Origin of the sequence: Candidatus Lokiarchaeum ossiferum, assembly GCA_025839675.1 — an archaeon.
GTDB classification, from domain to species: Archaea; Asgardarchaeota; Lokiarchaeia; order Sigyniarchaeales; family Promethearchaeaceae; genus Lokiarchaeum; species Lokiarchaeum ossiferum.
In genome coordinates this window covers 3,511,830-3,525,359 of the sequence record CP104013.1, presented here as the reverse complement: position 1 = coordinate 3,525,359, position 13,530 = coordinate 3,511,830, and the positions used below count along the sequence as shown (strand labels likewise).

Below are 13,530 nucleotides of genomic sequence, written 5' to 3'. Positions count from 1 at the left end.
TTGACCACGGCAATTTTAATGCACAGGAAGATATATGGTAAAACTACTTCCTTCATCAATCTTAGATTCTACTTCAATATGCCCACCATGCTTCTTAACTATAGAATAACACACCGAAAGTCCAAGCCCAGAACCTGTTTCTTTGGTAGTAAAATATGGATCAAAAATTCGTGGCACCACATCGGGAGAAATCCCACGTCCATTATCTTGGACTGTTATTTGGATCGATTTCTGAAAGTTCAATGAACTATTTAATTTAGATGCATCAGTAATATTACAGGCTTTAATTAAAATTACAGCATTTTCCATATTATTACTAATTTCAAATGATTGATAAGCATTTAATACCAGATTGTTTATAACTTGACTAATTTGGCCCGCATCAACATTTATTTTCCATAAATCGGGAGCAATATCATAGGTGGGTTTTACACTTAATCCTCGTAAAGTAAAATTGCAGGTTTCTATAATCAAATCCTGAATTGTTGTTAGTTTTTTTGTTGGAGCGTCTCCCTTGGCAAAAAGCAATAATTGGTTAGTTAGTTCTTTGGCCCGTTGAGATGCATTTTCAACTTCTTCTAATATCTCACGTAGTTCAGGAGTTAAGGCTGAATCTTCCGATCGAGCTAATGAAATATTACCTAGGATGGTAGTTAAAAAATTATTAAAGTCATGGGCAATTCCTGCAGCAAGAAACCCAATAGATTCCATTTTTTGATTCTTCCACAACTCTTCTTCCATTTGCTTATTTTTTTCCTCAATTCTTTTTCGTTCGGATATGTCTCGCATGATGGTAGAAAAGAAATTAACCTTGCCTGAATCATCGCAATGAGTCATTATTACTTGCGAAACTGGAATTTCTATTAAATTTTGGGAGATTAAAGCAGTCTCACCTCTCCAAACACCATTTTTAATGGCTTTAGGAATTCCTTCGCGGGAAATCTTCTCAAAAGCCCATTTTGGGTGAATATTTTCGATCTTCATCTTGCTTAAATCAGATTTTTTTTCTATTCCAAGCAAGGCAAGACCTGCACTATTCATAAAAGTTAAATTTTGCATTGCATCAGAAGTAGAAATGAGATCAGTGGTTGATTCAATAATAGCATTTAAACGCTCCCGTTCAGCTTCAGAATTTTTAATGAAAGAGATATCATGGACTCGTGCTTGTACATAGACGTTTCCTTGAATCTCCATCCGATTGAGTAAGACAGTCGCTTGAAAATTTTCCCCAGTAGTTCTTTGATGAACCCATTCAAAAAAGTGAGAACCAGTATCCAAAGCAATTTGAATCATTTGATCTGCTTTTACAGAACTTAATTGTCCATCTGGTTGAAATTTAGGAGAAAAATCTGCGGGAGTTTTTCCAACAAACTCTGATTGTTGTTGAATTCCAAATAACTTTAAAGTACCGATATTTGCTTCGATGAAACCCTTATTAGGAACTAAAATCATAATCGCATCATGGGAGCTATCATAAATGGCGCGATGTTTAGCTTCACTGACATTAAGGGCAATTTCTACTTCTTTCCGATCTGTAATATCTTTCAGTAGGGACACAAAAAAGCCTTTTCGCGGACTATAGGCTGTTACATCAAACCATGTCTGAGATTCTTCATGAAATGATTCAAATTGTAAGGTTTTCCCCGTTTTAACAACAACCTTATAGTTTTCAAAAACTAAGGGTTTTCGGTTTTGAAAATCGGGTATGAGTTCCATTATCGTTTTTCCTGCAATATCATCACCGAGACCTGTCATTTCAGCAAACCTTTTATTATAATCGAGAAATATATAGTCAATTGGATTTTGATTTTCATCATAAATCATCTGATGATAAGCAATTCCGAGAGGACTTTCTTCAAAGAGCAACCGAAAGCGTTTCTCACTGATTTTTAACTCTTCTAAGAATTGTTTTCTTTGAGATATGTCTCTTACGACTATAAATAACAGTTTACTACTTTCAAAAATTCTGGCAGTTAATAAAATTTCAGCAGGAAAAATAGAACCATCATTTCGTTTAAGAAGAGCATCAAAATGATGAGAACCATTCAAAAAAGCAATTTTTATGACATTTTGAGCCATTTCAAGTGATGAAAGACCATTAAGTTGGAACTCAGGAGTAAAATCTAAAAAACTACATGAGAGGAATTTTTCTTTTGATGAATACCGGAGTAATTTGAAGGCCGCTTCATTACAATCCGAAAGTTTTGAATTTTCATATATAATGATAGCATCCGAAGTATTTTCAAAGAGAACTTTGTATTTTGTTTCCAGAAAGGTGTGAGCATCTCGAGAAATGGAAGAATTAAAATCGTTCTGTGGCAAAGTTCTCAAAATAATATTCTCAGTCATAGGTAAAAAGGTTGGGTCAAGGAAAAAATTCGGAAAAATAAAAAAACACTTTTGACTTCAAGTTTAATCAGCCAAATTTTCATATACGTTATAGTCAATCGAAGAATGAGCAGTTTCTGCAATAAATGTGATCAAATCTAAAGCATGATTCGAATAATTATCGGATTGAAAATGATTTTCGGAGAGTTCTTGATAGTTTTCAGTGTCAGAATCAAAATAAATGTTTCCTGAATCAGAAGTTCCTGAAAAATCATAACGAATTAGAGAAGTTGGAATACTAAGTTCGACATCGATTGAACCAGAAGTGGATTCTAAGGAAGTAGTGACATTTGCACCCATCGCATCAAAATGTTGGTTCCAATTTATATCAATATAAGATGAAATGGTTGTTGCAGTGATGTTCACATCTTTCGAGAAAGTAAGAGATTCAAATTCTAAGCTAATTGAAGCACTTGTTCGATAGATGTTCATATCACAACCAATAACGGAATTCATAACATTTAGATCTGCATAACCAGAATTTCCAACTAAATCAAATCCATTTTGAATGGTTACATTATCTAAAACCATCGAGGTGCTCGCTGTATCTTGTTCCGTATAAATGGATTCAAAGATACTATTTTCAGCATCAACATCAATATATCCAGAAAAAGTAAGCAAAGACACATTACCAAAAGATGAATCTCTTAAATCCATTGAAATTGAACTGCTAGATCTCACAATTGTGATATCGCTTTGAATAACAGCGGATTGTAAATAAACATCGGCATATCCACTTTCACCCCATAGATTAAATTCATCAGATATTTGGACTGTATCCATGTTCAATCGAGTAGAAGCAGATTCTTGGCGCGTATTGAAGGATTCTGAGATGAGATTAGTTCCTTCAACGTCAATATATCCACTATCGGAAGAAAAGGTAATATTTTCAACAGACAAATCTGTATATTCCAGGCTAATGGAAGAATATTCCCTCGAAATAGATAAATCCCCGGAAATGTTAACTTTATCAAAGTCTAGATCAACAAATCCACTACTACCAGTCAATAAAATGTCATGATTTACAGAAACAGAGGAAAACATCAAATCTAATGAAGAATATTCTTGATCCATGGTAATGGAATCAAATTGAACATTATCTGCGTACACGTCAATTGGAGCGGAAGAAGTATCTGCGTTTAAATCAATTAGATAATTAGGATTGATATAAATATCAAAAGTGAATTCGTTTATTACTGAAGTATCAAAATAGCTGAAACCAGATTCATAGCTATCATCCACAGTGATTATCAACGTTGTATTGTCACTGGATAACTCTGGAGTATATGATATTTCAATGGAGCCGACATCATCACCCCAATCCACCCATGCATGATGCCAGGTGCTAGTAAAAAGAACTCCAGAATCAATTTGATCATTTAAATAAATATCAACAGATGCTACTTGAGCATTGTAGTTCAGCTCGATTTTTGTGATATTAGCATAGGTTGGATCACTAGAAAGAATTGTATAAGTATCTCCGTCTTCATTTATGGGGGAATATAAAACCATGTACCAAAATCCTATGGATAGGATAAGAACAATTATGAAAATTATACGTTCAAAAGGGGCCTTTGGTTTTAAGGAATGTATTTTTTTTTCACTCATTTTTTTCACCAAGAATAACTTATGTTCTCATAGGCCTCTTTTGCTATTATGGTTTCATTAGACCACTTTTTATCTCCCCTAGATCAAATCTAAAAAAACGATAATCAAAGTAGAATTAATTAAAATTTTTAAAGACTGAGTATTATCAAATAATAATATGACATATAGATCTGTTTTTGGTGGGACTGCTTCATTTTACGCTCGATATCGGCATAAATGTCATGGAAAAATAGTTAATATTTTGAAATCCGAATTTCAATTAGATGGAACAGGTCGATTATTAGATTTAGGGGCAGGATCAGGGCAATCTTCTATCCCTTATATTAAATTATTTCGTGAAATAATTGCGGTAGAAGTTAATCCAGAAATGATGGCGGAAGGAAAAAAGAAACTTGCTGAATTAGATATTAAAAACATGAAATATCACAATTCAGCAGCTGAAGAAATAGATGAATCCCTAGGATTATTTCAATTAACAATTTGTGGATCTAGTTTTCATTGGATGGACAAAACCAAGGTTTTAGGAAAACTTGAGAGATTGATAGAACCTAGCGGGGGAATTGCAATTTTTTCAAGCATTGGAGGTGTTACTGGACTTTGGAATTCCTTAGAACCTATTGATATTAAAATCAAACGGATTATTCAGAGATATCTAGGGGAAAAACGAAAAGCAGGGAAAGAAAAATTATATTCACAAGACCAGAAGAGTTTTACTGACTATTTATCAGAATCTCAATTTAACCAGTTTAAAGAATATTCAATTCCTAGTTCTTATACTCAATCAATAAATGAATATATGGGATTATTATTTTCTACATCCTTTGCTAATCAAGAGTTATTCGGTAAAGAGATAAAGAACTTCGAAAATGAAGTTCGATCTTGCTTAAAATCAGAATTTCCAGAAGGAAATCTCATCCGAAGGGAAAATTTGTATCTCTGTATCGCTAAACGTAGAAGAATGGGAAAAAAAAGGATTAAATAAGGAATGGATCCTTAGGGCAGTAAGTCAACAGTTTCATGGAATCCTTGGTCACAACAAAATCATCTTCTAACCGAACACCCCATTCACCCTGCCAATAAAGACCCGGTTCATGAGTAATCACCATACCTTCTGTTAAAACGGCTTCATCAGGCATTCGTGCACTTAGCCCAATTCCAATATCATGCACCACATAACCTAGAGGATGACCCAACCCATGGTTGTAATGTTTCATATGATCGATCCCTTGATCCGCAAACATTTTACGAATTATTTGGTCGGGTATATTAGCTTTAACACCAGGTTTAATAGTTTTAAATGAGGCTTGCTTTGCATCATAAATCAAATGATAAATTTCCAAAAACTTTTCAGTAGGTTCTCCTCCAATCCAATACGTCCAGGTAATATCGGTTGTCATTCGATCTTTTTTCATGCCGGAATCGATAAGTAGAACCCCTTTTTCGATTTTTTTGTCAGAACCTCCATGATGAGGATCTGCAGCATTTGCATTATTTGCGATAATAGCAGGAAAACCAACCTCTCCATATTGCATATATTTAGATTCGAGTTTTCGCTTCACATCATTTTCGGTCATACCAAGCTTGACCCAATTGGGAATATCTTCTAAAATTTCGATATTAATCTTGGCGGCTTCTTCTAAATCCTTAATATCAGAAGGAGATTTGATACTTCGGAGAGCATAGATAATTTTGGCGGCTGATATAAACTTAGCTTTAGGGGCGATTTTTTGTAATTCTCGTAATTCTCCAACAGGAAGAAATTCGGCATAAGCAGTAGTTTGTGGAGTAAAAATATTTTCTCCGAAATTTAAGGCCACAGTCTGATCCTTTATTAAATCCTTTAGCATAACTGGAATATCTGCTGCTCTTGTGAAGTCTTTAACTTCAGCATCCACACCCAGTCGCTTTAATGCTTTTTCTGCCATGGGTTTTTCCATTGGACAAGTGATTACAACATCCTTTCCTTTTTGTGAAATGAAGATGTAATGTCTTATGTGAATATTAACATTCAAAATGAATTTGGAATGAATGTCATTTCCTTCCACGCAGGAAATCAACCATGCATCTGCACCAATTTCGGCAAGTGTTTCTTTAGCTCTTTGAAAGAGATTCATTATGTGTTAATTAATGGCTCATTGAAATTAAATATCTAGAAATTGATGATTTCACATAGAAATGACATTTGTGGAGTATCCTTGACATTTAATCATGGTTGTGAAAAATCAAAAAGAACCTTTAATTTCATTGAGCGCACATTTGAATTAGTGATTTTATGTCAGACCCTAAAATAAATTTAGATGAAAAAGGAAAGTATTCTCCTCGGATGTCTCCTAATACTCCCGGAAAATTGAAGTATGGACGAACTTTTCTTATTGGACTCGCCTTCATGACAAGCAGTATCGCTTGGACATATTATAATTTTGCAATGCCCCTTTTGCTAAATGGGTTTTTGCAAGATCTTGGAGTTACCACAGGATTAGACACCATCACAGGTGCAATAATGGTATTAGATAACATTGTCGCGATTTTAATGTTACCCTATTTTGGAGCATTATCTGATCGAACCAAATCAAAATTCGGGAAAAGAACACCTTATATTATGATTGGATGCGTTGGTGCAATTATTGGGTTTTCTGCTATTGGAATGATAGCACCTTCACAGGGGTTAGGTGTCTTTATTGCGCTTCTAGCTGTGATCACTTTCTTCAATTTAAGCATGGCATTTTATCGAAGTAGCGCTGTTTCTTTGATGCCAGATTTAACCGACCCAGAAGTACGAAGTGAGGGAAATGCAATTATCAACTTGATGGGAGCTCTTTCCATGGTGATAGGATTAGCGATTCCAATGATAACAGAGATGATGTTTGATGTTGACACAGCCGATGGCCTCGCATCTTCACGCGCATGGGGATTTTATTTTGTTAGTTTTGCAACAACGATTGCTTTGGTAATTTTACTTGTAACAATCAAAGAAACACCCACAGGAGATAAATTCATGGAAATTTCTTCCCATAGCATTGCCATAGATCCGGTCACTTTTGAATATTTGGGGGAGCAAGAAATAGAAAAGAAGGAGAGCCAGCTCGAAGCGTTAAAAATGATTTTCAAAGAAAAAGAAAAAAGTGCATTTTTTATGCTTTTAGTGGTTTTCACATGGTTCTTTGGGTATAATGCAATTGATACGTTTTATAGTTTATACGCAACCCAATTTTTAGGGTGGAGCGATTCAGGGGCATCAACCACATTAATGGTGGCACCAATTACAATGATAATCACAGCCGTATTCGCAGGCAGACTTGGAGATAGAATGGGTAGAAAACGCATGATTTTTATTGGTTTGGTAGGACTCTCGTGTTGTGTATTTGTAATGATGTTCTTAACATCCCAGATCTCCGTGACTATTTTGATGGGGATCGTTGGGATCTTTTATGGAATGATAAATATCAATACGATAGTAATCGTATGGGGAATGGCGCCAGAAGGAAAAATAGGCGCATATACCGGTGCCTATTATCTTTTCAGCCAATTATCGGCAACCCTTAGTCCCGTTTTTGCAGGATTATTATTTGATATTTATGGAAGTCTTGGAAATCTGGCAAGTGGCCAGCAATACTTTGCACTCTTCCCATATGTGATATTATTTGAACTAATCGCAATGATTTGGCTCAGTCGGGTGAAACGGGGAGAAACGAAAAAGTTTTCCCAGCAAGAACTTGCTGATTTACAAGATCAATATGGTGATGATTAGAATACCCACCTTGCTTTCATTTCTTTTTTTTTGTTAACTTATATTTTTTCTTTTTTGGCTTTTTCTGGGCTTCAAGAGCTTTTTGTTGAAAGTATTCGAACACCGTTTTCGCCAAGACAGGACCTATCACCCCTTCCAAAGCTTCTTCGGATGCTCTTTTAATTTCGGCAACACTACCCAATAATTGCAGTAACTTCTTTTTTCGGGCTGGGCCAATTCCAGGAATTTCATCTAGTTCAGATTTAGTTTGGCGTTTATTTCGTAATTTCCGATGATATGCATTCGCAAATCGATGAGATTCATCTCGCAGATGTTGAATCAGATGTAAAGCAGGTGAATTTTTTGGAAGTTGAAGTGTCTCTTCCTCATCGGGGATGACTATCCTGGGAGTTTTGTAAATTTCACTTCTTCCTTCGGGTTTTACCAGACCAATATGAGGAACATAATCAATACCAAGATTTACAAAGAGTTTATGGGTCATATTCAATTGACCTTTGCCCCCGTCAACAACTACCAGATCTGGTAACGTGCTTTCTTTTATAGCGCGTGTGTAACGACGCGTCATAACTTCTTTCATCGCAGCAATATCATCCGGTTTATCAACCGTACGCACTTTATAACGACGGTAATGTTTCTTACTTGGCCTTCCTTCTACTAAGCAGACCATTGATCCTGTATAATCTGTCCCTTGCAGATGAGCCATATCAAATCCTTCAATAATAAGCGGGACATCATCCAATTCTAGAACAGTCTGCAAATCTCGCAAACCTTGATTTATTTTACTTTGTTCTACCAATTGGATTTCTTTTTCCTTCTGATGCTGTTCATATTCATCCTTTTGACTGATGAGAAGCTCGATATTTTTTTTGGCAATTCGAATTAACCCCGCGGTCTTATCAACTTCTGAAGGTAACCGAAATTTAACATGTTTTCGTTTTTGGGGAGAGATTTTGAGCTTAGATGGATGGGTTTCGCGGGTGGAAAAGTAAGTAAGCAACCCTGTTTCTATATCTGAAGGAAGTTGAGTTTCCAAAACGATTTCATCAGGAAGGGGAATATCAGGTCGAAGATAGTGTTGTTTCAAAAGTGAGAGAATATAGTCCGTTTTTGAGGTGAGCTTTTCTTTCACATCAAATACATAGGGAGTTTTTCCCAAGACGCGTCCATACCGAACATGAATAATTACAATTCCCGCCCGTTTTTTAGAATAATGACCGGCAATAACATCCAAATTTCGGAGATTTTGTAACGGTTTTTTATAAGTTCGTCCCTCCAGCCTTTCTTGATTAGAATCGTCAGCGTTTTCCAATTCTTGAGAAGAATTTTCTTCTGGATCTGCTAAATCATAGGATAGGATCGATTGTTCAATTGTGAATTGCTCCAATGCTTGAAGTCGATCTCTCCAGACTACAGCTTCCTCAAAAGCTAACTCCGATGACGCTTTTTCCATCTTAGTTTTCATCATGGATTGAATCGGTTTGATTTCTCCAGTTAAAAGTAATTCTATATTTCGTATGTTTTGATTATATTTTTCTTTCGTGATATAACCAAAACAAGGACCAGGACATAGTTTAATTTGGTAGTACACACAGGGGCGTGTTCGCTTTTTTCGGGATGTCGTTTTCTTGCACGTACAGAAAGGAAAAATTTTTCGAATGAAACGGATTGTTTTCTTAAGATCATACCCATCGACAAAAGGTCCGATATATTTATGTTGCAACCCATATCGTTCAGGTCCTCGAATTATTCTGATTCGTGGGAAAGCTTCGTTGGTAATCTGAACCCAAGGGTAGCTTTTATCATCTTTAAGCATGACATTATAAATCGGCTGATTCTTCTTGATAAGCTCGTTTTCTAACAAGAGTGCTTCAGTTTCATTATCAACTACAAATACTTCTAAATCCCGAATATGTGCAACTAAGCGGGTGATTTTTTGAGCATATATCGGATCTTCACTTTTACTTCTTTCCTTCCAATATGAATTTACCCGATTCCGAAGAGATTTGGCCTTCCCAACATAGATAATCTTGCGATCTTTGTCTTTATAAATATAAACACCCGGTTTAAGGGGTAAGTTGGTCCTTTTAAATTCAAGTTCTTCTTCCGAGGGAAGAGCTGCTGAAGAGAGATTAACCATTGAGGCACCCGCATGAATATCTATAAATTCTCAAATATATCTTATTAAATAAAATCACTGGCTATTAAAACAAGGACGGAAAAAAAAAAATGATTTTTTACAACTCAAACTCGGGCATATCATCTTCTGGTACCGCATATTTCCAATGGAAAATGCCTTCAGAATATTCTGATTGGAGGGGCGATTGCTGAGTGTCTTTCGCCAAGTAGACATTAGTACCTCCAAATTGACCAGTATTGAGATATAAGATCGGTTTGGAAATTTCAGTTGCTAATTCCTGATATTTATGACTTAGAGCGGTATTTTCAATTCCATTATTCAAGAACAATGCGAAATCCAATCCCCGTTCTCGAGTGATAAATGGAATAAACTGAGAATATTCTTTAATATCATTTCCAATCAATATGATAAATTTCCCGAAGGGAGACTCAAAGATACTGAATTTAGGTGGGCTCGTAGTTTCAATGTTTTCAACCCATTCCAGCATATTCTTTTCAGAACTGGGCATTACGGTGCGTGTATTTTTTTGTTGGTATGGCATATTCTCATTCATTGGGGAGATAAAATAGGCTCGATTATAAAAATGTCCTTGATCGGAAATACATTCAACTCCAGCAATAATGAAAATATTGAATCGATCCGCAAATTGTTGTAATTTCGGGAGATATGATTCTGGCATCGAGCATTCTGGAAATATTATTAATTTACACCCTTCATAAATTGCATCATCCAAATAACCAATTATTTTTGGTTTAGCTCGAAATTGAATGGATTCTTGAGTAAATTGTAAAATGCGGGTTTGTCGATAGACTTCCTCATCATAATATCTTCTGACAAATTTTTCCCACAAATCTCTATCATCCTCAATAAAACTTTCACGTTTTGCTCCTTGTAAAAATTGAATTAATCCAACGGAAAGATCTTTTCCTGCAAAGAGGTGCGTATCCATGGTTAGAGGAATGTCTTCCAATAAAAATTTCCGATCTACTTCCCGCGTGACATGACGTTGGATTATATTTTCTTCTTCACGGAGGAGATCTGTGGTATCCATAGTTGCTAAGGCACCCATTGAAGGAATTTCAGACAGATCTTCAATCACATTAATCGTATTTTCTTGATCTTCATCCATACGCAATTCCAAAGGCTCGATTTGAAGTATTTTATTTCCGATATCAAATAAATCAGGTTTTAAATTTTCCATTTCCACGAGTGATTCTGATAATGCTAATCCTCGTTTATCAATAACTTGAAATTTTTCATTCAAACGGTCTTGCGAGGTATTTAATAGATTTTGTTTATCTTCAGGTAATTTTTTTGCAAGTAATAATATCTTTAAACCCAAATCTCGAAAATGTTGCACAAATTGGCCTTTATTTTTACTTTGAAAAATCTGATCATAAACTTCCAAGATCTTCCAATAGTTTTTGGAAATAAATGTGTGATTTCCTATCATTTTAGCAGCCGTTGCTAAATTGTCATAAATAGCCTCGAAAATACTCGCCATCCCACCATAATGTTTCTTTGATAGGCGATCCATTACCTCGCATCCTAAGGATGAGGCTAAATTGAAAGGTTGTTTAAACTCCCAAGTCAGCGATTCATCACTGGCCCGTCGATAATAATTTTTGGCTTTACCATATTTTTTATTGTTTATGCAGATTTTTGCAAGAGATTCTGCAGAAGCAGCCCTTACACCTAATTCTTTATGGGAAAGTGCTTTAGACAGAACTCGCATCGCGGGATTTGCCAGAACAAATGAAGTGGATGGAGGAGAATTACCTTCTATTCTCCCCAAAGCAATTGCCATAGCAATTTTAACACTAGGATCTTGTTCTTTTTTGAAAACAGAAATTAACGATTTACTTGCGGCGGAATCTTCCAAATCACCTAAACTTTTAGCCGCTTCTTCCCTAACAGCATTTGATGTATCATATAATGCGTGGATTAATCCTAAAATAGCATCAATATCACCCAATTTTCCTAAAGCTCGGGCTGCGGTTTCCCGAATTTCTGCGTTTTCATCATCAAGTCGTGCGATGAATTCTTTAACAGTTGCAGGATCTTTCACATCACTTAATGCAGTTGCACATGCTCTTCTTACATAAGCATCTTCATCATTTAACAGTTTGAGAAGAGGCTTTATGATTTCGGGATTTTTTGTTTGTCCTAGCGAGACAATTGCATATTGACGAAAGCGAGGATTGGGAGATGATAAATGTTGAATTAAGGGTTCAACTATTCGTTTATCCCCTTTGCCTAATGGTCCCAAAGAAAGAATAGCCATCTGTTTGACTATATCATCCGTTTCATTCTGAATTAAATCGATAATCGGATCAATTGATCGGGGATCCCCGAGTTGTGATAATGCTACGAGTGCATTAATTCGCACTTGAGAATTTTGATCTTCCAAACAATCTATAAGAGGAAATAAAGCATTTTTATCTTCAATTAATCCCAGAGCTAAGACAGTCCCTGCTCTTACTTCATCTTCAGGATCCGATAAGATTTTGATTAATGGTTTCGTCGCAAGAATTGACCTAAATTCTGACAAGGCTTTAATAGCCGCGAGTTGAACATCAACCACTTCATCAGATAACGCATTAATAATGGGCTTAATTATTTTGGGTGAAGAGGATTGAACGCTTAAAGATAAAATAACTGCTTCTCTTATCCGGGCATCGTTATCCAAGAGCAATTTTAGGAGAGGATCGATAATTTTTTCATCATCATAGATCATACCTAGACGTTTGATGGCGAGAAGCCGAGCTTCCGTATCGACATCATTAATTTGTTGAAGTAATACCGTAGTGGACATAGACATTTGAAAAATTCCCAAATTTTTTACTTTGATTCATTTATACCTTTCTTTTTTTTTAAATAAAAGGGTTTTTGAGATATCGGTGTTTTTTGATATTTGTTATGGGAGCTTTAAAAGAAATTTTAAAAAGTCTAAGACGAAAGAAAAATACAAAATCAGTTAAAATCTGCCCTCAATGTAAGCAAGCCTCAATCTATCGAGTAACTACCGGAAGTTGGGTCGCCACTGAGCACTTTCGATGCCGTGAATGTGATTATGAAGGGGCTTTTTATTTGGAAGTTGATCCTGAAGAAGATGCAGCCAATTTTGCAGATTTGGAGAAATTGAAACAAGAATTTCCCGATGATTTAGATCCAGATACGGATTTAGACATTTCCAAAGAAAATTTGCAAAATATCCTCGTGGATAAATCTTCAAAGGACGAACAAGAAAAAAAAGACCAATAAGTTAACCTTCTATTAACTAAATAACGATTTTTTCTCATTAAAAAAAATATCCAGCTGTATTTCAGCGATATCTCGAAAATTATTAACCATTTTACGTGAATGTCCAGTGTTTTTTAGTTCTCCACAAAGAATATCAAGAATTTCTTGGATTATGTGTGATTTTTTTGTCGGAGATGCTGTGAAGTAATTGGAGAGAGTGATATTTTTGTTGTTCTCAATTTTTTGAAATGAGCTTTGCCCAATGGATTGGAGCATTTGTACGGGTAAATTCATTTTGTTGCCAATGTTGGACATCATTTTTTCAAATTGATGACATTTTTCGGGATCGCTGGCAAAGGAACAAAATTTTGTTCGTTCACTCATTTGAGTCCACCAAAAATATTAG

9 protein-coding genes are annotated in these 13,530 nt (G+C 35.5%); 3 read left to right on the top strand and 6 right to left on the bottom strand.

What is annotated here, in order from left to right; translation table 11 throughout:
• Window positions 1–15: 15 nt before the first annotated feature.
• Complete coding sequence (locus NEF87_RS14960) at window positions 16–2,322, bottom strand: PAS domain S-box protein (RefSeq protein ID WP_457916436.1); 2,307 nt, start codon at window positions 2,320–2,322, stop codon at window positions 16–18.
• Window positions 2,323–2,412: 90 nt separating this feature from the next.
• Window positions 2,413–3,996 (bottom strand): hypothetical protein, encoded by a 1,584-nt coding sequence (locus tag NEF87_RS14955; protein ID WP_457916435.1) that lies wholly within the window; start codon window positions 3,994–3,996, stop codon window positions 2,413–2,415.
• A gap of 157 nt (window positions 3,997–4,153) precedes the next feature.
• Between NEF87_RS14955 and NEF87_RS14950 the strand changes: the two genes are divergently transcribed.
• On the top strand, window positions 4,154–4,978 hold the full coding sequence (locus NEF87_RS14950; RefSeq protein ID WP_457916434.1) for a class I SAM-dependent methyltransferase: 825 nt from the start codon (window positions 4,154–4,156) through the stop codon (window positions 4,976–4,978).
• Here NEF87_RS14950 and NEF87_RS14945 read toward each other — a convergent pair.
• Complete coding sequence (locus tag NEF87_RS14945) at window positions 4,971–6,110, bottom strand: M24 family metallopeptidase (protein WP_457916433.1); 1,140 nt, start codon at window positions 6,108–6,110, stop codon at window positions 4,971–4,973. The two genes, NEF87_RS14950 and NEF87_RS14945, sit on opposite strands and share 8 nt — an antisense overlap.
• A 158-nt stretch (window positions 6,111–6,268) precedes the next feature.
• Here NEF87_RS14945 and NEF87_RS14940 point away from each other — a divergent pair, with 158 nt between their 5' ends.
• Window positions 6,269–7,744: an MFS transporter gene (locus NEF87_RS14940; RefSeq protein ID WP_457916432.1), complete on the top strand. Its 1,476-nt coding sequence runs from the start codon at window positions 6,269–6,271 to the stop codon at window positions 7,742–7,744.
• A gap of 16 nt (window positions 7,745–7,760) precedes the next feature.
• Here the strand turns inward: NEF87_RS14940 and NEF87_RS14935 are convergent, their stop codons facing one another.
• Complete coding sequence (locus NEF87_RS14935; RefSeq protein WP_457916431.1) at window positions 7,761–9,881, bottom strand: excinuclease ABC subunit UvrC; 2,121 nt, start codon at window positions 9,879–9,881, stop codon at window positions 7,761–7,763.
• A 97-nt stretch (window positions 9,882–9,978) separates the two neighbouring features.
• Window positions 9,979–12,702 (bottom strand): HEAT repeat domain-containing protein, encoded by a 2,724-nt coding sequence (locus NEF87_RS14930; RefSeq protein ID WP_457916430.1) that lies wholly within the window; start codon window positions 12,700–12,702, stop codon window positions 9,979–9,981.
• Between the two features lie 98 nt (window positions 12,703–12,800).
• Here NEF87_RS14930 and NEF87_RS14925 point away from each other — a divergent pair, with 98 nt between their 5' ends.
• Window positions 12,801–13,145 carry a hypothetical protein gene (locus NEF87_RS14925; RefSeq protein ID WP_457916429.1) on the top strand — a complete coding sequence of 115 codons (345 nt, stop codon included), beginning with the start codon at window positions 12,801–12,803 and terminating at the stop codon, window positions 13,143–13,145.
• A 12-nt stretch (window positions 13,146–13,157) separates the two neighbouring features.
• Here the strand turns inward: NEF87_RS14925 and NEF87_RS14920 are convergent, their stop codons facing one another.
• Entirely contained in the window at window positions 13,158–13,508 is a 351-nt protein-coding gene (locus NEF87_RS14920; protein WP_457916428.1) for a hypothetical protein, read from the bottom strand.
• Window positions 13,509–13,530: the final 22 nt, after the last annotated feature.

Excerpts from the sequence above, each read along its gene's own strand:
- NEF87_RS14950 (WP_457916434.1), top strand. The coding sequence starts at position 4,154 with ATGACATATAGATCTGTTTTTGGTGGGACTGCTTCATTTTACGCTCGA.
- NEF87_RS14945 (WP_457916433.1), bottom strand. The coding sequence starts at position 6,110 with ATGAATCTCTTTCAAAGAGCTAAAGAAACACTTGCCGAAATTGGTGCA.
- NEF87_RS14935 (WP_457916431.1), bottom strand. The coding sequence starts at position 9,881 with ATGGTTAATCTCTCTTCAGCAGCTCTTCCCTCGGAAGAAGAACTTGAA.
- NEF87_RS14920 (WP_457916428.1), bottom strand. The coding sequence starts at position 13,508 with ATGAGTGAACGAACAAAATTTTGTTCCTTTGCCAGCGATCCCGAAAAA.
- NEF87_RS14925 (WP_457916429.1), top strand. The coding sequence starts at position 12,801 with ATGGGAGCTTTAAAAGAAATTTTAAAAAGTCTAAGACGAAAGAAAAAT.
- NEF87_RS14930 (WP_457916430.1), bottom strand. The coding sequence starts at position 12,702 with ATGTCTATGTCCACTACGGTATTACTTCAACAAATTAATGATGTCGAT.
- NEF87_RS14940 (WP_457916432.1), top strand. The coding sequence starts at position 6,269 with ATGTCAGACCCTAAAATAAATTTAGATGAAAAAGGAAAGTATTCTCCT.
- NEF87_RS14955 (WP_457916435.1), bottom strand. The coding sequence starts at position 3,996 with ATGAGTGAAAAAAAAATACATTCCTTAAAACCAAAGGCCCCTTTTGAA.